Origin of the sequence: Desulfuribacillus stibiiarsenatis (assembly GCF_001742305.1) — a bacterium.
GTDB classification, from domain to species: domain Bacteria; phylum Bacillota; class Bacilli; order Desulfuribacillales; family Desulfuribacillaceae; genus Desulfuribacillus_A; species Desulfuribacillus_A stibiiarsenatis.
Map to the genome: position 1 here is coordinate 112,691 of NZ_MJAT01000002.1, position 18,907 is coordinate 131,597.

The window sequence follows — 18,907 nt, forward strand, 5'->3', positions numbered from 1 at the left end:
CTTTGATTGCCACACTAGCCCCCCTAGCAAGTAAAGCCTGAGACCATTAATATATGGGTCATATCTTCTATTTCTCGCATTAACTCTTCCGATACAAGTTGATCTGTTTCAATTGCCATGAGAGCTTCTGAACCCCTGTCCTTACGAGATACTTCCATATGTCCAATGTTAATATTATGGTTACCTAACAATCCTGCGACCTTTGCAATCATTCCCGCACGATCTTCATGCAACACTAACAACGTAGGACTTTCCCCCGTTAAGTTGAGCTCAAACCCATTAACGGAAATAATTTGCACTTTACCTCCACCAAGAGAAATACCCACGATAACTAGTTTACCGTGAGCATCACTAAGCTCAATTTGAGCAGTATTGGGATGGCGCTTCTGTATTTCACTAAGCTCGAATTGAATATTAATCCCCATTTGTTGTGCTAACTCGAATGATTGGATTACCTTCTCGTCGTTCGTATCCAAATCTAATATCCCGCCTACAATAGCAATGTCAGTACCATGTCCATGATATGTATTTGCAAAGGAACCGTACAGAGTAATCATTGCTTGGTCAGGTTTTCTGCCAAACATTTTCCGAGCAAGTCTTCCAATCACAAGAGCTCCTGCCGTGTGGGAGCTAGAGGGACCGACCATGACTGGTCCTATTATTTCAAAAACCGAAGAGTATTTCAAAAGCTAGCCCCTCCTTTTCCTTATTCTCCCTTAGCCCATTTATCTAGTTTTTCCATAACTAAATCATATGTCTTAATCGAAACATCAGGTAAGTAATCACCTAGCATACGTTTCGCTTCATCAAATCCTTGAGTAATTGCATCACGCATCAGTTCAATCTTCGCTGGGTCGCCGCCTGTTATTGCTTTAGCAAAATCAACAATACGGTCACTAACCGCCTCTGCTCCTAGGGGACCATCATCAGCAATGAGTTTTGCTGCTTCATTCTGCGTTTCTAAATCTATTTTAATCTGCTCTGGCACATCACCATCTAATAACTGCTGAAATGTATACCCTTGCTTCAACAATAATTCTTCCACAAGCTTACGTAGTTGTTGATACGCTTGCTCACTCTCTGCTTTCAGTTGTTCTATCGTAGCGTGATCTGGTTCATGCTTCTTTGCTACTTGTGGCTTTTCATACGTAGCTGATTTGGCAGGTTTATCTGATGTAAGTGTCACTGAATCCGCATCTTGCTTTCTTACATTTGCCGATTCTTCCTTACCATCCTTTTGCACTGCTTTTTTATTATCCTGCTCATAACTCTTGTAACTTGCTACTGTTGACGCATTTTGAGAAATTTTCATCCTTGAAACTCTCCTTCCATCCTTTGAGTTAATACTGATTACTTATATTATCGGATGGGATATAGAAAAGTTTACCTATCAATTGATATCCAACGCTTATTTTCTAAGTCTTTTTCATAGATCACGTAAGTATCTGCAAACATATCATGCCAAGATGTCTTTTGTGGATGAAAAGCAATCCATAGATACCCAATGTGCGATCCAAATAGCTGAGAAACGGTTCTCCCAGCAACTTCACGAATCAAGACTGTTAACCAATCTAATGGTGCGCCATCTTGTCTTATCACTTGCAGACCAAACATAAGCTTCCCTAATGTCTGTGAAGAAAGCTTCGTGAATAGAACGAAATATAAAAAACCAATGACCCCAACAGATATAGCCCCAACTTCTAATAAGCTAACGTTCCAGGTTGATATATCAACCACTTGGCTGATTACCCATAGGATGATTGTTGTCAGAAACCCTATCGCCATTAGGTCAATTACATAAGCTAAGAAACGAATCCAGAATCCTGCCACACGAAATTTCATCATTTCACACCCCTCTACCAGTTCCAGATATACATAAGGTTTGGATGTGATGCAGGCAGCAATTCTTGAAGGTCGCTCGTGCTACGGAATAGCTTAGGAGCTTTATATAACAAACTTCTAAACTGTGACCATTGGTCTGCTGTATAGGTGATGACCGTAGGATTGACCACTCCAGCAAGGTCTGATGCTTTGGCTATAGCATCCTCTACCTGTCCTAAATCGTCGACCAGTCCAATTTCCTTCGCTTGGCTACCCGTATATATACGACCATCCGCAATTTCTAGGACGCGACTACGTTCCATATTTCTTCCTTCTACGATAATATCGACAAAGTACTGGTAGCTATCATCGATGATTGATTGCATAATGACGCGCTGTTCTTCTGTTAAGTCTTGATAAGGTGACATGATTGCTTTATTCGGTCCACTTGTAAAGGTTTGATCCTTGACTCCATACCGTTCCATTAATTCTTTGAAATTCAAGTTTCCCAGAATTACACCAATAGAACCAGTTAGTGTATTGCGATTAGCAATAATATAATCTGCCGGTGCAGACACAAAATATCCCCCAGACGCTGCCATTTTGCTCATATACACTACAATTGGTTTGTTGTATTGCTTTTTTAACTTTCGAATGGAATTGTAGATTTCATCGCTTTCGTAAACTCCCCCTCCTGGCGAATTTACTTGTAAAACAACTGCTTTGATGGCAGCATCAGAAAAAGCCTGCTCTAGCTGGCGCAGAAACATATCATGATTATATAGGCCGGTCGGAAACAATGACTGCTGAACATCTACAATCTCTCCATCAATTTCTAATAGTGCAATCCTGTCATTGCCGCCATCTTGATACACGTTCTCAATCCAATCGTTGTTCACTGTCGGCCAATCCATTGGTTTCATCGGAGTTGCTGTACTGACAAAAAACAATGCTAAAAAGATTGCAACGGCAATCCATCGTTTATGATTCATTGTAAACTCCTTTCTTATACCATTTTAGATAATTACTACTTATTAGCGAAAAATGCTTTATACGCTTTTAACATATGTTCCATTACTTGTAGTCTACCAGACTTCTTCTGCTCAAATGACACAACTTTCCAAGGTGCATTGCTCGTGTTCGTCTTATTTAGCATGTCTTGAATGGCCTTCTCATAGTCGTTCCATTTCCCACGATTTCTCCAGTCATCACCACTAAGCTTCCATTGTTTATATGAGTGGGTCTCACGGTCTTGAAACCGCTCTAATTGCTTATCTTTCGTAATATGTAGGAAATATTTTTGAATCATATATCCATTTTGAATTAGCTGTTTTTCAAACTCGTTGATTTCTTCATAGGCTCTTTCCCATTCTTTCGTTGTGCAATATCCTTCTATCCTCTCCACCAATACACGGCCATACCAGCTTCGGTCAAATATCCCCAGTTGCCCATACGTCGGCAAACGCAACCAAAAGCGTCTCATATAATGATTCTTTTGCTCCGTTGGGGTTGGTGGACCGATTGGATGAACGTTGAACATCCTTGGATCCAGTTTTTCGGTAATGCGCTTAATCACTCCACCCTTACCCGCAGCGTCCCAGCCTTCAAACAACAATATTACTGGTACTTTTTCTTGAAACAGTTGAATTTGATACCTTAAAATCTCATATTGCAATTCGGAAAGGCGCTTCGTGTAATACTCATCATCCACACGTTCCATAAGGTTAACATCCGTTAGTTTCATACCCTCACTCCTTTGTTTTTAGTTAAAGCCCGTATAATAATTCTTCTAGTAACCAATTCTTTTAGCAAACATCTTTCTTTTAGCAATTACCTTAACAACAATTAGGCCCACTTCCAGTGAACCAGCCTTTGATTACGGCATACGCTCAACCAACGCCCGACTCGACTTGTATTGCGCGTACAGGACAATTTTTATCACAAGCGCCACATTCGATGCAGTGATCCCTATACTCAACATATGCTTTTCTGTTTTGGATATTGATCACGCCATGGGGGCAGACCATTACACACAGCCCGCAACCAATACATTTGTCTACGTGAATCTCAATTTTTGCAACGTTTTTCACATATTGCATGACGTATCCCCCGCTCCTTATTTCATCCCAAATTTATATAAAAATAAGCATACAATTAAGTAAATTCAAATTTCGAAATTTACAAGAGAAACCCTAAAATCATAAGGACTATTGCGATGGCAGATGCAATAGCCATGGTCGGAACAGCAATTGTCGTTTCTTTTTTCACTCCTGATAGCGAAGTAAACGTTGTGCTCCCTGTAAAATTCATTGCTAAGAAGCTGATTATTGATGCCAACAAAAGCATGTTAGCAGCACCTACCGCGATCGATTGCTCGAAATGAAATACATTAGCAAATGCAAACACTACCGCAGACCAAGATAATCCAAGAATGAGGGCTTTCACTGCAAACATCTGAAAGGGCAACACTGGTAGCAGCATAGGAAACGCTAATGTTCCAATCAATATAGCAATCAGATACGGTACTGTATTCATGAGTCCACTCTGCACCACTTGTATAATACTCGTATGATTCCCACCGAACCACTGTAGTAAGACAAAGAATATAATCACGTACGGTAAGTAATGAATCGCCATGAAAGTTTCGAGGGGCGCAACTGCCAAACGCTCTCTTAACGTAAAATTAACTCTTCGCATGTCTTCAGTGGCAACATTTTGATTGGATAAGAACATCGGAATATCCTTCGCATACACGGGTCCATAGATGACTTTAAATCCTGCGAACTTCGTAATCTCATGCGCAGTAATCCCTGGTGCTCCTAACTGTGGAACGATTATTGTGTTATGACTTACTAATTCCTTGATTTGATATTTTTGAATCCGGTAGATGATTTCTTCTGTAGAAAATGTACCCTTTCCCGCAGCACACCAAACATTAACACCCTTTGTATCAATCACAAGCAACCATGTGTCAATACCGTCTAAGGACACCCTAACAATATCAATCGTCAATTTATAATTACATGTCACAAGCACAGGAGAATTGGCATCGGGATTGCCAATGGCATACAACCCCGGTGGAATCTTAAATGTATCCCTAGCGATTCCAAGACGGGCCTTCAGATTCCAATAAGAATCTATCAGTCTTAACTCAGTACTTATCCTACGAATTGGACCTAAAGATGTTTCCACAGATCCTGTAATGGCATGTTGGATTCGCGCGTCTTCTACTATCTCTTCGATTTGATGAATCTTTTGAAACAGTCTTTCTTCTATACTAGAAGAACATTTCTCTTCAATCACTCAGCAAGACTTCGGATTTCCGCCCATGACAATACCACCCCCTATCCATAAATCTTAATCTTATATTAGGATTAGCTAAATCATACTAATAGTCTATTATCTCTGCAACAAAGTAGAATAAAGAAAACTTGGCATTCGCCAAGCTTTAGCGAAGAGAATGCCTTAGTTGTCGTTACTTTTTAGCAAACAGACCTCGCTGTTCCTTTAAATCTTGATATAAATCCTGAAGCTTTCCTTGTGCATCTATAGCAAATTTCGGCTCCCCACGATCGATTGCCCAATCCTCTACAAGATAAGTCTTCATCCCAATCAATGAAGCAGCCATATCCTCCTGTCGGTCATTGCCAACCATAATTGAGTCTGTCGCATTGACTTCTAAAGCATCACAAATTTGTTGAAAGTATTGAGGATGTGGTTTCGTAAAGTACGAATTCTCATATACCGTTACAAAAGAAAATGGTATATCAGTGAGCCCCGCCCAGCGGATACGTTCGTATATTGCTACTTCAGGAAATAGGGGGTTTGTCGCTATGGCAACCTTGTAGCCCTGCAAAAGCGCTAACTCAACTACCTCTTTCGCTATTGGATTCGGTGTTGTTAGGTATGAAAACGACGGGAATACTATCTCATAGAATTCATCTAACGTTGGCCAAATATCTTCTTTCGCTATGTTTAGTAGCTTCAAGAATGTTTCTTGAAAGACTACATCATTTCGTTTTTCCCCATCGACATTTTTCATCATTGCGTGGGTGCCAGCCCACAATGCTTTTGTGAATTCCGTAGAATCAACGATATGAGCAACCCTTTTCGCCAATTCTGTCATATACGTTTTCACAAATGCATCCGTATCCATCGGTAGTAACGTTCCATCTAAATCAAATAGTATCGCAGTTTGTAAGCTCATGATAACTCTCCTATCTTTGTATTTCGAACTCTATAATTTCATAAACCGCTTAATGAGAAATCTTACTGGTTTATAGGAAAAACCCTCTAATGCTTTCGAGACATTCACAAGTTCCTCGCGTATCGCTATCTTCTGCGGGCAGTGTTTCTCGCATTTCCCGCACTTATTGCAGAGTGAAGCATTACTTGCCTTGGCTTTTAAACTCGTCTGCATAATATACTTCCCTTTAGATATCCACTTTCCTTCTAGTTCTCGGTCGTTATAGCAAGAGAAGCAAGTAGGGATGTCTACGCCTTGTGGACAAGGTATACAATAGTTGCAGGCTGTACAAGGCACCTTTATTTTATCATCTAATATCTTGCGTACTCTACTAAAAAGCTGGTAATCTTCTTCCGTAAAAGAATTGGCCTCCGCCTTGGATGCTACTCTAATGTTCTCTTCCACCATTGCCTGTGAATTCATTCCTGATAGTACTAGCGTCACTTCAGGATGGTTCCAAATCCAACGGAATGCCCATTCTGCCGGAGAACGTTTCACATATGCCGTTTCCCAAACGTGATAGACTTCCTTCGGGAGTTTCGTCACCAGTTTCCCACCTCGCAAAGGCTCCATAACCATCACAGGTAATCCATTTGCAGCTGCATATTGTAATCCTGTTTTACCAGCTTGGTTATTCTCATCAAGAAAGTTATACTGAATCATGCAAAATTCCCAATCATAGACGTCTACTACTTGAATGAAATCTTCCCTACCGCCGTGGTAGGAAAACCCGATATTGATAATCTGACCACTCTTTTTCTTTTCTTCAATCCAGCGTATAACGCCAATGTCTACAAGCCTACTCCAGTTATGAGTATCTGTAAGCATATGCATAAAGTAATAGTCGATATAATCCGTCTGTAATCGTTTGAGTTGCTCAAACAAAATCTTATCAAAATCCTCATACTTTTTGATCAAATAAAGAGGCATCTTAGTCGCGATTTTCACACGATTACGATAACCATTCGCCAGCACCCGACCGAGAGTTGCTTCACTATTTGGATATATATATGCCGTATCAAAATAATTAACTCCATTTTCAATGGCATAGATGATTTGCTTTTCTACTTCCTTTTCATCCTTCGAAAAGCGCATGCAACCAAAACCGAGAATCGAAAGCTTGTCATGATTTTTAGGATTGATTCGATATTTCATAGCGTTCAAAGTTCCTTTCCTTCTATACAAAGAACCGACTGAAGCATTGAGTCTTAGTCGGTTCTTTAGATTGTTATGATTTTTCATCCCGTTGAAGAAGGGGAAATTAAACTAACCTATCAAACAAGATCGAAACGATCTGCATTCATTACTTTATTCCAAGCCGACACGAAGTCCTGTACGAATTTCTCCTGGGCGTCATCACATGCATAGACTTCGGCGATACCTCTGAGCTGAGAGTTTGAGCCAAAGATCAAATCCACATTGGTACCAGTCCACTTCAGTGCACCAGTCGTGCGGTCGCGTCCCTCGAACACATCTCCATCTTCAGAGATTGGCTTCCAAATTGTACCCGTGTCAAGGAGATTCACAAAAAAGTCATTCGTGAGTGCTTCAGGGTTCTTGGTGAAAACGCCGTGTGGACTCTGTTCAAAATTGGCGTTCAAGACGCGCATACCGCCAACCAGTACTGTCATTTCAGGAGCAGTTAGTGTCAACAGCTGAGCGCGGTCTACCAAGAGTTCCAATGCCGATACGGAATATTTAGCTTTCTGGTAATTGCGGAAACCATCCGCCTTTGGTTCCATCACAGAGAAAGACTGCACTTCAGTCTGCTCCTGCAAAGCATCGGTTCTCCCCGGCGTAAATGAAACGGATATGTCATTACCTGCATTCCTTGCAGCCTGTTCGATACCTACACATCCCCCAAGAACAATTAAGTCTGCTAGGGATACTTTCTTTTGCCCCGACTGTGCATTATTGAAGTCAAACTGGATTTTTTCAAGTACCTCAAGCACCGTGTTTAGTTGATCTGGCTGGTTGACTTCCCAATTCCTCTGAGGTTCTAGGCGAATCCGAGCCCCATTCGCTCCGCCACGCTTGTCTGAGCCGCGGAAGGTGGAAGCTGAAGCCCATGCAACACTCACAAGTTGCGAGATAGACAGACCGGATGCATTGATTTTTCCTTTGATATCTGAAATATCCTGATTATCAATCAATTCATGATCCACAGCAGGCACTGGATCCTGCCATATCAGTTCTTCCTCAGGAACTTCAGGTCCTAAATAACGTGAACGTGGCCCCATATCGCGGTGAGTCAGTTTGAACCAAGCACGAGCGAAGGCATCCGCGAATTCCTCTGGGTTATTGAGATACCGCTTTGCTATTGGTCCATAAATCGGGTCCATCCTGAGTGAGAGGTCTGCTGTAGTCATCATCGGTGCATGGCTCTTGGAAGGGTCATGGGCATCTTCTACAGTATCTGCCGCAGCTGGGTCCGTTGGAACCCACTGATAAGCTCCGGCCGGGCTTTTCACCAAATCCCAGTCATATTTAAATAGTGTCTCTAGATAACCCATATCAAATGTTGTTGGGTTTGGTTTCCACGCGCCTTCAATCCCACTGCTGATCGTATCGCCGCCTTTACCAGTGCCGAAGCTACTCTTCCAGCCAAGGCCCTGCTCTTCAATGCCTGCACCTTCGGGTTCAGGCCCAACATGTGTTGCAGGACCAGCTCCGTGACATTTTCCAAAGGTGTGGCCTCCTGCGATGAGGGCAACAGTCTCATCATCGTTCATGGCCATGCGTGAAAATGTCTCCCGAACATCACGGCCGGAAGCAACAGCACTAGGCTCTCCATTCGGACCTTCAGGATTCACATATATCAAGCCCATCTGTACTGCTGCAAGTGGATTTTCCAGGTCTCGCTCACCAGAGTAACGCTTGTCTCCGAGCCACTCACTTTCAGATCCCCAGTACACATCCTCTTGCGGTTCCCAAACATCCTCTCGGCCGCCTGCAAAACCGAATGTCTTGAACCCCATCGATTCTAGAGCACAGTTGCCTGCTAGAATCATGAGATCCGCCCAGGAGATCTTCATTCCATATTTCTTCTTGATTGGCCAAAGCAAACGGCGTGCCTTATCGAGATTCACATTATCTGGCCAACTATTCAGTGGCGCAAATCGTTGGGTCCCGTCTACGGCACCACCACGGCCATCACCCAATCTATAAGTTCCTGCACTGTGCCATGCCATACGGATAAATAGCGGCCCGTAGTGTCCGTAATCAGCTGGCCACCAATCCTGCGAGTCTGTCATCAGCGTATATAAATCTTTCTTTATTGCTTCAAGGTCAAGTTTGTTAAATTCATCAGCATAATTGAATTCCACGCCCATGGGATTGCTTAAGTTTGAATTCTGATGAAGAATCTTCAAATTAAGTTGATTTGGCCACCAGTCTTTATTTGTAGTGCCGCCACCAGATATGGCTTTTCTTGTATGACCTGTTACCGGACATTTCATTTCTTCCATAATGAAAACCCTCTCCTTTAATTGATTTCATTTATACTTAAAAGGCATCTAAAGACCCCTTTGAAATATATATTTTTATCATTAATCTTTAAGTGTTTCATTCTTATGATGTGAGTGAATCTATATCAATAGTTAAATTAAAATTAAACTTGTAATCGTTACAATCTAATTCTACTAGTTGGAACTCTTTAATACAATAACCTAATTAGATATTACTATTATTCAATACATCCGTATATTATTAATGTGCCTCGTTGATTGCTTTAACAACTGCAATTTCAGGGTTTTTATAAACAAAACTTAGCATTCTCCAAGTCCTTTTGCGAAGAGAATGCTTTAGTTGCTGTTACTTATCGTCAGAATCTTTATAAATTCTGATGATGCTAAAAATGCCAACCAAGATATAATATCCTAGTTGGCATTTTTATTACTTCACTTCATTTCCTAATTAAGTAATTCATTCATAATCAAAGCCTTAAAAGATTTCAACCTCATTTGCTGAAATCCATCCTTCTTCTCTTGCGGATTTTGCCCCATCTTCTATCCTATTACTCGTTGATTAACCCTGATTTAATCAATAGGTTACGGATAGCTGTTGCTGCCTCAGCATAAGTGAATGCTTCTTTAGGATTAATAGTTTCAGTACTCCGACCTCTAAATACTTCAATACTAACCGTCTTTTCGACAAACTTATAGGCCCAGAAGGATACCTGGTCTTTGTCTTTGTAATTATCCATACGATTGTTGTCTATTTTTACCAAACGCACCACATCCATAGCTTTTGCGTACATTGTCATTGCTTCTTCTCGAGTGATTTTGGCATCTGGTTTAAAGGTTCCGTCCGGATAACCAGAGATGATCTTGTAGTCTGATGCAATAGTTATAGCATTAGCTAGCTTATGGGTAGGTGGTACATCGCTGAACTTCGTTGTCTTCTCTACACTTGCGCGATAAAGACCTAAGGCATTGGTAATGTACTGGGCAAATTCCCCTCGGGTGATAAATTGGTCTGGGCTAAAGGTATCTGGATTTTTTATTACGAGTCGAGAAGCCATATCATTAACCACTTCTTTTGACCAATGGTTTTCTACTGCTGCTACGGCTATTTTGTTCCATATCACGGTATAGATGGAGTTGGTCAAGGAGTTCAGCTTAGCATACCATTTGTTATCCTGCCTGAATACATTTGTAGGTATGTGGCTAAAGGTTCCGTCTGAGTTGTACAGGATTCCGGTAGTAATCCTATTGGGATCCACTCCTGGCGGTACTTCCATCACTCTGGATACGTAATTGGTAAATTGACTTACGGTTGTCTCCTGAACCTCTCCTGTAGTGCTAGTGGTTCTGGCTATTATCTGAAACTCTACTGGCTGTATTATTACTTCGATTCCTTGATTTCTACCTCGCTGAGTTATTTCATCGACTTTTAATTCGTTGCTATAGTTTATACGCAGCTCTATTTCTATTTGCTGCAGAGATATGGGGTCTACATTTAAGATAGCTGCTACTTTTTGAATCTCTATTTCTTTAGCTGGAATGATGTAATCTGTTTTTTCTGTATTTATGACAAGAGTAAACTGATTCTCTTCCATCTTTTTGACGATATCCCCTGTTAAAATACTGCGAATCTGGTTAGCCCCAAGGGTTGCTACTGGTATTTCGACCACGTTTTGACCTAGTCTTGCTTCCGCTTGATTTAGTGCAATTACTTCATCTATCTTTTGGCCCAAAATATTGTTATCTGCTCGCAGTGTTACGGTTTTTTCTCCATCTTGTTGTATTACTGTTTCTTTACCGGCAGTCTGTGCTTCTCCATTTACTATTAGCACTACTTCTGTCTCTGTGGCTGGTCCTGGTGCAGGTGCAGCCGTTGATTCGCCTCCTGATGAACCTCCTGTATCGCCTCCTGACGAATCTCCACCTGGAATTTGTGTCCACTTAGCATACAATGTTATATCTTCCGTTACATTATCAGTTGTGAAATTCCACGGGATCAGTAACTCTGTATCTCTATACCAGCCTACAAAGCTATACCCAGTCTTCGTTGGAGCTATGGGCACATCTAGCAACGTATTGTAATCCACTGTAACACTATTCACAGAAGTACCGCCCTGTGAATTAAAGTGAACCACTGCCAATACATCAAATGTAGTGCTTAACTGGTCTAATTTTGTAGGAAAACCTTGCACATTCGTTAATACAGCTTGATATCTTCCAGAATCTGCATGACTTGGTACTAACCACACATGGTCAATCAAATTATACGACTCCAACCTGTCAATAATAGTAGCTCCTAGCCTAATTTCTATTTCAGTGATCTGATTATGGATTCTAAATAGTTTATGTCCATCTGCTGCCATAAGACTAATTGATAGGTTCTGTCCCCTCCCAATTTTGTCCTGCTCAACCTGAATTCCTACCTCTCCTCCTAGGTCTAAAGCAAGAGCTGATTCACCAGTTGGCCAATCTTTTTGAAAGTAGTACCATTTACTATTGGCACCGATAGCATACTGATTCATATCTAACTTAACGGCAATACCTGAACTGCTGTCAATCAAATGATAGACCTTTCTTGTATCCACGGAAGCTGTGGAATTAAATGGTCTTAAAGTTACTCGAATCTGCCCTAAAACTTCCTGTTGGTCGTTTAGAAAACTTAAAGTTGGCCAAACATTGGCCAGGTTCCCAAGAGCAAAGCTGTAGGCATCTACCCCAAAAACCAACTCCAGATTCCGGTCAGAGGGATATGTCATAACATAACTTTCTCCCTTGGTAATCTCATTTGGTACAAGATAAACATAATTGGCATGAGGGACAGTGGTTGAATCCGTTCCGCCAGTGAATACTACTCTATTGGCATCATATATCATCTGATTGTCCAGCCATACTTCCAAATCCCTCTCCCAGGGTCCTCTGATGGTATAAGTGCTTCTAGCAGTATAGTCGTTGGAATTAGAAATGGTCATCTCATAGATATCCCGCAAAGGCGAGTCTACTGGTTCTCTCTCTTTATATAAAATGGCGTGTTGCCCTCGATTAAAGGCATCCATACTAAACTCACTTATTTGATTTGACTGTAGATTTACAGTTTGTCTGGATAAAACACTTTTCGTCCCATAAGGGATTAATTCATCCTCAATTAGTAGTTCTACCGCTATTGTATCATCAGGTACCACATAATAATTGATATTACAATCCTTTCCATTTAACTCAAGCAAAGCAGCATTACCTATCAAAGTTTTAACATTTGACTGATTTACCGCATTTCGGACCGTTCTAGAGTATATTGTATTAATGGTCGCCTTAACTAAACCTTTATCCTGGGGAACCATAATCATCGGTTGGCTTAATACGTTATCTATACTTAGCACTTTGAAAGCAGAGTTGATGACAACATCAGATAAAATGGCTTTACCATCACTGTCGGTTGTTGCTGTCTTATAAACTGCCCAATTATAATTATTAGTGACACTGAATATATTGACCACAACACCCTCAACTCCGTAAACGCTATCGGTTACTGTTATCTCCAAATTAGCTGTAATTGATGATGAACCCAAAACTTCTTCAAAAAAAATAAGTTCATCCACTATTGGAGAGCCATTTAACTTTATTTCTAGGGAATATGGTTGAATGTTGTTTTCCACTATCCGAGTATGTCCTCTGAATAAATTGCCATTGACATCCTTAACAGCACCCTGTTTCATGGTTATTGTGATAAAGCGGTCAGCAGTGAGACTAGCAGGAGTCAAAATAATCTCTATCATATTTGGGGAACTACCGTAGCCCACACTTTGTATATTCAAACCTCCTCCATTTACACCTCTTTTACTGTTAGATATACTAAAATTACTGGTACCGTCATGAGTATTGTTAAAAGACAAGACATAGCTTGGATCTAAATCTTGGTTAAATATAACTTCTATTTTGTTTTCATTATCAAACAAGGTAGCACTTCTTACATCCAATGGTTCACTACCAAAGGTCACCTGCACAAAAAAACAGCTAAATAATAATGCCAGAGCTAATTTCTTCATTGTTTCAACCTCCCATTTCTGTATTTTATATCATTATATACCAAAAATTACAACATTTAAAATATTTGTACGATTTATTACATAGAGTGCTTTACGTGATAAGTAAATCCCAAAAATTCTCTTTCTCTCTTCCTTGTATTTCTTCCTTGTATTTCTTCCTTTTTTTTACTTATTTTGTATTTTGTGCTGGATAAAAGATTTGATATATACGCTTTTGTCCAACACACCTCTTTTCAATTTTGAATACGATAAAATATACCAGAAAGGGGGTGAAGAATATGGGAAAATGTAAATGCCCAGGACCTCCAGGACCTCCAGGACCAGAAGGGCCTCCAGGAATACAAGGTCCCCAAGGGGAACAAGGAGAGACTGGACCCGCAGGACCTCAGGGACCGCAAGGCGAACAAGGGGAAGAAGGTCCAGCTGGAGGGTTGTTAGCCTACGCAGATTTTTATGCGTTGATGCCTCCAGATAATGCAGCAACAGTTGCTCCCGGTACAGATGTAGATTTTCCCCAAGATGGACCTACTAGCGCGACTACTATTTTCCGTACTGGTCCCGACACATTTAACTTATCTGATATTGGAACTTATCAAGTCTTGTTTCAGGTGAGCGTGGACGAAGCAGGCCAACTGATTTTAACTCTCAATGGCGCTGACCTTGCCTATACAGTGGTCGGCAGAGCGACTGGCACAACTCAAATAGTAGGAATGGCTCTTGTGACTACGACAAGCATCAATTCAATACTCACTGTGCGAAATCCTGCTGGCAATGCAACGGCACTAACCATTACTCCACTTGCAGGAGGAACAAGACCTGTTTCTGCACATCTTGTTATCATGCAAATTGCATAAGCTACACTCTTCTCATTTTCACTTTCGACCACTTGATACTATCCTTGTTTAACCTTTTCAAGATAACAGTATCGATAAGCTCATTGATGTCCTACTGGTAGATGTTTAGTTCGTCCAGCACCGACTGTTTAATAAGCATCTCAATTATTGATGCTTTAGTTTTCTCAACATGATTTATTATTCTGTCAAATTTAGATTGCAACGTTTTTGATCCAGTCATACAAAACCACCTCATTACTTTTACTTGAGGTACTTTACTATAAATAATTATCTAATTTTCATTAAATTATCAATATACAACAAATACCACACTCAATATATATGTGCGGTATTTGTATATTGGTATTACAAGTCCCTGTCACTTCTGCCGAACGTCAAAGCCCTATAGCTTATACGAGTCTATTAAAATAGTCCTTGCTTGCGTCTTGCCCAAGTAATAGACTCTTTTGCATGTTCGTAGTACTATGATTCAATTGTAATTATTTCAATTCTCGTTAAAAGATGCCACGCAATTGCGACCGTTGTCCTTAGCTTGATAGCAAGCTTGATCCGCCTTGGCCAACAAGTCTTCGAATCTACCATTTTCCGAGGTATACACTGCGATTTTCTCGCCATATCTACAATACGACTGGCTATCTCTGCGAGTTCACTATTGGAATAGGAGTGCTGAGTATTAATTTGCCTTATGTCTTTACCTAATGTAAGCTCCTCGATATGATCTCTTAATAAATTAATGGGTTTTACAAATCGTTTTTCGTAGAGCTTCACTTGGCCAATAGCCAACACTACACTTAAGAAAATTAATCCCATAACACTATAAATAAGTATAGTTATAATCGGGGTTGTTACCTCGGAGACATCGATGGCTGAGGCGATAATCCAGTCCGAAGATTCCAATTTTTGATAATAAGCAAGCCTTTTAGCACCCTCCAAATTATAGTTTATAATTCCTGAATCTGCTGAAAACTTCTGTGATAAGCCGGGGACAATGGTATCTGCGGATCGATGTAAAAAGTCCCTGTTCTTATGTACAAAAACTTGTCTATTTTTATCCAGCACGTAATTAGTCTGGGAGTCAAAGAGGTCGCTTGCAACATAAGGGATTTAACATACTCTAGGGTACAATCCACGGCCATAACGCCAATTAACTGACCCTCGTCATCGACCATCGCTAGGGAAACAGAAACCAACCACTCCTCGGTAGATACATCTTGATATGGTAGACCCACCGAAATATCTGGGTACCGTTCCACGGCTGATGTATACCAAGGGCGCAAGCGCGCATCAAAACCCACGGGTGGAACATAACCTTCAATCAACAGCGAACCATCTTCATATCCAGCAAAGAATATTTAATATTAGGATTCGCTCGAGTCGTCGCTGCAAACAGCTGCAATAGACCACTTTGCGCTAGATTGTTGCTCATAGGTTATTGTCCCCTTAAAAACTGCATAGAAAAAGCGCCTGTTTCCAGACGCTTTCCATAGATGTTTTGTAACTTGTTCTAATGAATCTAAAACCTGTGTTCATATTAACGCATATAAGAATGGCTATGGATATAAAATTCCTCTTGACTAGGTTGATATTTCTTCTCCATTTTTTCAAGCCCCTCGTCAAATAGTTGTATATCTGATTCTTCTATATTCATAACAGGACTTTGATGGTATGACCATTTTCTTCCGTCTAAAGTTTTTGGAGTTAGTTCCTTGACCATCATTGCTGACGGGTAGTCCCTGTTTTCAAGAGAAACATTGTATTTCTTGCAGCTTTTAAATCCACGGCTTACATAATTGTTTGGATTTCCAAATATTACAATTACATCATAGCCCAGTTTAATTGCTTGTTTGAAAGAATGTTCTATAAGCATTTTTCCATAACCCATGCGTTGATATTCAGGCAGAATACAAACGGGACCAAAAGTTAGAATTTCTTTTTCTTCTCCAATTTCATCTCTCAGTTTTGCTTTTGTGTACATAATATTTCCGATGATTTTTTCGTCAATTTCAATTACAAAATCTAATTCCGGAAGAAAATCCTCATGGGAACGCATAATATGAACTAAATAGTGTTCACCGCACCCTGGTTCGTATAAATTCCAAAAGCATTTCCTTGTGATTTCTTCAACCACCATATAATCAGTTTCCACTTCATTTCTAATTATTACTTTTTTATTCATCTGTAATTTATCAATTTTTTCTTGTTTCACGATATTATTCCTCCTAAAAGTAAATGCTAATTTTTTGGGAGGGTTGTGTATAAGATTGTATTTACGCAAACCTCCCGGTTAAGCAACAATCTCCGAAGTATTTTTAGTTTTCATATAGCGACTCCTTAAATGTTTTATTACAGTTAGTCATACGCTTGACTGCTTTGTTATTATACCTTAATAATCATGAATTTTCCAACTAACATGAAGTAAATAATTATTGCCGATTTCCTTCCTGCATTTCTTGAAACTCGAATAATACCCTGGCAGATTTCCTTTCTTCTAACTTCACCACATGTTTGCTATCACTGGCCGCGGTGTATTGATAAAAGCCCTCTAACCTTGTGTGCTTCAGCACCTTGAGACAATTCAATGCTCCCTGCCTGCATACCCTGTATCGGGTAATTTTGTACCCTTTTGCTGTTTACTTCAATGATGGACGCTATAAAGTACCAGCCATTATTACTAAGCGTAATGCTTGGTGTTTCCGTTTAATCATAGATCAGTGAACCCGATGCATTGTAAAGCATCAATCTTAGTCGCCTTGATATAACACATTTAGATCTCATTTCAACCTCTATATACACCCTAAAAGTAATTACTATTTGCTTCTGTAATTGAACTTATTTTTACAGTAATCTTATCAACTCACCATCTTTTTACCAGCAATCCTATCAACTCACCAAGCAAATATTCATCTTCTCAACTCAAATGTAACGTGCCTATCTTGGATAAGTTCCCACAAAGAAAAAAATCCGTGATTATCCTACCGGCTTGAAACCAGATCTCAAATCACGGAAAGCCTTTATTTACTTAACTTTTTACACCTCTATTAATCCACCCTTGACATCAAGACCACGCACTCTACATGCGCTGTTTGAGGGAACATATCGATTGGCTGTACATATTTTAACTTATAACCCTTTTTAATGAAGATTCTAAGCTGCTTCGCAAGCGCCGAAGGGTTACAAGATACGTATACGATTCTTGTAGGACGAATCTCTAGCAATGCATCAATTAATTGTTCGTGTACCCCACTGCGCGGCGGGTCCAGAACAACCACATCAGGTTTCACTCCTTTATCAATTAAAGTTGGAATTACTACCTCTGCCGCACCGACTTGGAATTCCGTATTCTTGATATGATTGACATCGGCGTTTCGCTTAGCATCGACTATGGCTTCTTCAATACTCTCTATCCCGTAGACCATCTTCGCTTTTCGTGCTAGCCATAATGCAATTGTACCTACACCAGAATAGGCATCAATTACTGTTTCTTGTCCTGTTAACCTTGCCGCTTTTTCTACTTCGCTATACAACACTTCCGTTTGCAATGGATTTAATTGAAAAAACGCACGTGGCGATAACTGATATGTAATATCGCCCAGCTTTTCTTCAATAAATTCTTCACCCCTTAGGCAAACCGTCTTATCCCCCCATATCAGAGGCGATGTATCCTTCTTAATGTTTAAGTGAATACTCGCAACCTTAGGAATTTCTTGCGTAATCCTCTCAATGAGCAAATCCCTTTGGGCAAAGGTCTCGACACTACTAACTAACACGACTTGAATATTTCCAGTGGCAAACGAGGCGCGGGCAATGATGGATCGGATTCCTTTTCTATCTCTGTGAAAAATAGGAACCTTCAGCTGTCCAATAATTCTCGAAATTTTGTTAATCGTATGATTGATTTCATCCTTATGTATTGGGCAACGTTTGATTTCTGTTAATTTATGACTCCCTGTGTTGTATAAACCCGTTACTACTTTCCCATGTCGATCTTCCACTGGAAATTGCGCTTTATTCCTATAACTCCAAGGATGATCCATGCCCCTTGTCTCTTTGATATATTTCTCAGGCTGATAAATCGTCTTATAATGACGAAACGCTTGGATGACTAAATTTCTTTTTTCTTTTAGCTGCTCTTTATAATGTAAGTGCTGCAACTGACAGCCACCACACTCACTATATACTTCACACTCGACTTTGACACGATGAGGACTTTTGGATAACGTTTGTTCAAGAACTGCTTCGGCAAATTTCTGGGCAACTTTTGTAACCTTTACTTTCACTTTTTCTCCTGGCAATACACCAGGAATGAATATGACTTGACCTTCATGTTTTAGGACTCCCTCACCATTAATCCCTAAAGAATCGACTGTCCCCTCAATCAGATCACCTGTTTTGACTTTTATATGAATCGAGTTCATGTTAGTTCCTCCTCTTTAATAGAATGATTATAATATTTCATAACTTTAAATCTAGACTTATTTAGTC

At 40.2% G+C, this 18,907-nt stretch carries 16 protein-coding genes and 1 pseudogene; 1 reads left to right on the forward strand and 16 read right to left on the reverse strand.

Features of this window, described 5'->3' with window-relative positions; translation table 11 throughout:
- Positions 1-23: 23 nt before the first annotated feature.
- The 11 genes from sdaAB to BHU72_RS02435 form a co-directional block, all read right to left on the reverse strand.
- Complete coding sequence (gene sdaAB / locus BHU72_RS02385) at positions 24-686, reverse strand: L-serine ammonia-lyase, iron-sulfur-dependent subunit beta (protein WP_069701026.1); 663 nt, start codon at positions 684-686, stop codon at positions 24-26.
- Positions 687-706: 20 nt separating this feature from the next.
- Positions 707-1,312 carry a hypothetical protein gene (locus tag BHU72_RS02390; RefSeq protein ID WP_069701027.1) on the reverse strand — a complete coding sequence of 202 codons (606 nt, stop codon included), beginning with the start codon at positions 1,310-1,312 and terminating at the stop codon, positions 707-709.
- Between the two features lie 71 nt (positions 1,313-1,383).
- Positions 1,384-1,845 (reverse strand): RDD family protein, encoded by a 462-nt coding sequence (locus BHU72_RS02395; RefSeq protein ID WP_083248206.1) that lies wholly within the window; start codon positions 1,843-1,845, stop codon positions 1,384-1,386.
- An 11-nt stretch (positions 1,846-1,856) separates the two neighbouring features.
- Positions 1,857-2,813, reverse strand: a complete 957-nt coding sequence (sppA, locus tag BHU72_RS02400) for a signal peptide peptidase SppA (protein ID WP_069701029.1) — start codon at positions 2,811-2,813, stop codon at positions 1,857-1,859.
- A 35-nt stretch (positions 2,814-2,848) separates the two neighbouring features.
- The gene (locus BHU72_RS02405; protein WP_069701030.1) at positions 2,849-3,565 is read right to left on the reverse strand and encodes a polyphosphate kinase 2 family protein; all 717 of its coding nucleotides are present in this window, start codon (positions 3,563-3,565) and stop codon (positions 2,849-2,851) included.
- Positions 3,566-3,710: 145 nt separating this feature from the next.
- Positions 3,711-3,920 carry a 4Fe-4S binding protein gene (locus BHU72_RS16235; protein ID WP_069701031.1) on the reverse strand — a complete coding sequence of 70 codons (210 nt, stop codon included), beginning with the start codon at positions 3,918-3,920 and terminating at the stop codon, positions 3,711-3,713.
- Positions 3,921-3,999: 79 nt separating this feature from the next.
- Positions 4,000-5,151 (reverse strand): mercury methylation corrinoid protein HgcA, encoded by a 1,152-nt coding sequence (gene hgcA / locus BHU72_RS02415; RefSeq protein ID WP_252989018.1) that lies wholly within the window; start codon positions 5,149-5,151, stop codon positions 4,000-4,002.
- Between the two features lie 145 nt (positions 5,152-5,296).
- On the reverse strand, positions 5,297-6,028 hold the full coding sequence (locus tag BHU72_RS02420) for an HAD family hydrolase (protein WP_069701032.1): 732 nt from the start codon (positions 6,026-6,028) through the stop codon (positions 5,297-5,299).
- Between the two features lie 30 nt (positions 6,029-6,058).
- A complete protein-coding gene (locus BHU72_RS02425; RefSeq protein ID WP_069701061.1) occupies positions 6,059-7,222 on the reverse strand; it encodes an aldo/keto reductase in 1,164 nt (387 codons plus the stop codon).
- 119 nt (positions 7,223-7,341) lie between these two features.
- Positions 7,342-9,534, reverse strand: coding sequence for a catalase/peroxidase HPI (gene katG, locus BHU72_RS02430; RefSeq protein ID WP_069701033.1), 2,193 nt, complete (start codon positions 9,532-9,534; stop codon positions 7,342-7,344).
- A 548-nt stretch (positions 9,535-10,082) separates the two neighbouring features.
- Positions 10,083-13,340 (reverse strand): S-layer homology domain-containing protein, encoded by a 3,258-nt coding sequence (locus tag BHU72_RS02435; RefSeq protein ID WP_176720381.1) that lies wholly within the window; start codon positions 13,338-13,340, stop codon positions 10,083-10,085.
- A 509-nt stretch (positions 13,341-13,849) separates the two neighbouring features.
- Between BHU72_RS02435 and BHU72_RS02440 the strand changes: the two genes are divergently transcribed.
- On the forward strand, positions 13,850-14,425 hold the full coding sequence (locus BHU72_RS02440; RefSeq protein WP_069701035.1) for a collagen-like protein: 576 nt from the start codon (positions 13,850-13,852) through the stop codon (positions 14,423-14,425).
- 462 nt (positions 14,426-14,887) lie between these two features.
- Here the strand turns inward: BHU72_RS02440 and BHU72_RS16615 are convergent, their stop codons facing one another.
- From BHU72_RS16615 to rlmD, 5 genes and pseudogenes are all read right to left on the reverse strand, one after another.
- Entirely contained in the window at positions 14,888-15,358 is a 471-nt protein-coding gene (locus BHU72_RS16615) for a PDC sensor domain-containing protein (RefSeq protein ID WP_069701036.1), read from the reverse strand.
- Between the two features lie 8 nt (positions 15,359-15,366).
- Positions 15,367-15,720 carry a PDC sensor domain-containing protein gene (locus BHU72_RS02450; protein ID WP_436796446.1) on the reverse strand — a complete coding sequence of 118 codons (354 nt, stop codon included), beginning with the start codon at positions 15,718-15,720 and terminating at the stop codon, positions 15,367-15,369.
- 236 nt (positions 15,721-15,956) lie between these two features.
- Positions 15,957-16,601: a GNAT family N-acetyltransferase gene (locus BHU72_RS02455; RefSeq protein ID WP_069701062.1), complete on the reverse strand. Its 645-nt coding sequence runs from the start codon at positions 16,599-16,601 to the stop codon at positions 15,957-15,959.
- Between the two features lie 247 nt (positions 16,602-16,848).
- Positions 16,849-17,035, reverse strand: a pseudogene (locus tag BHU72_RS16465) (hypothetical protein); the annotation flags it as partial.
- 428 nt (positions 17,036-17,463) lie between these two features.
- A complete protein-coding gene (gene rlmD, locus BHU72_RS02460) occupies positions 17,464-18,840 on the reverse strand; it encodes a 23S rRNA (uracil(1939)-C(5))-methyltransferase RlmD (RefSeq protein WP_069701038.1) in 1,377 nt (458 codons plus the stop codon).
- Positions 18,841-18,907: the final 67 nt, after the last annotated feature.

Excerpts from the sequence above, each read along its gene's own strand:
- BHU72_RS02440 (WP_069701035.1), top strand. The coding sequence starts at position 13,850 with ATGGGAAAATGTAAATGCCCAGGACCTCCAGGACCTCCAGGACCAGAA.
- BHU72_RS02425 (WP_069701061.1), bottom strand. The coding sequence starts at position 7,222 with ATGAAATATCGAATCAATCCTAAAAATCATGACAAGCTTTCGATTCTC.
- BHU72_RS02405 (WP_069701030.1), bottom strand. The coding sequence starts at position 3,565 with ATGAAACTAACGGATGTTAACCTTATGGAACGTGTGGATGATGAGTAT.
- BHU72_RS16235 (WP_069701031.1), bottom strand. The coding sequence starts at position 3,920 with ATGCAATATGTGAAAAACGTTGCAAAAATTGAGATTCACGTAGACAAA.
- BHU72_RS02395 (WP_083248206.1), bottom strand. The coding sequence starts at position 1,845 with ATGATGAAATTTCGTGTGGCAGGATTCTGGATTCGTTTCTTAGCTTAT.
- katG (WP_069701033.1), bottom strand. The coding sequence starts at position 9,534 with ATGGAAGAAATGAAATGTCCGGTAACAGGTCATACAAGAAAAGCCATA.
- sppA (WP_069701029.1), bottom strand. The coding sequence starts at position 2,813 with ATGAATCATAAACGATGGATTGCCGTTGCAATCTTTTTAGCATTGTTT.
- BHU72_RS02420 (WP_069701032.1), bottom strand. The coding sequence starts at position 6,028 with ATGAGCTTACAAACTGCGATACTATTTGATTTAGATGGAACGTTACTA.
- rlmD (WP_069701038.1), bottom strand. The coding sequence starts at position 18,840 with ATGAACTCGATTCATATAAAAGTCAAAACAGGTGATCTGATTGAGGGG.
- BHU72_RS02455 (WP_069701062.1), bottom strand. The coding sequence starts at position 16,601 with ATGAATAAAAAAGTAATAATTAGAAATGAAGTGGAAACTGATTATATG.
- BHU72_RS02390 (WP_069701027.1), bottom strand. The coding sequence starts at position 1,312 with ATGAAAATTTCTCAAAATGCGTCAACAGTAGCAAGTTACAAGAGTTAT.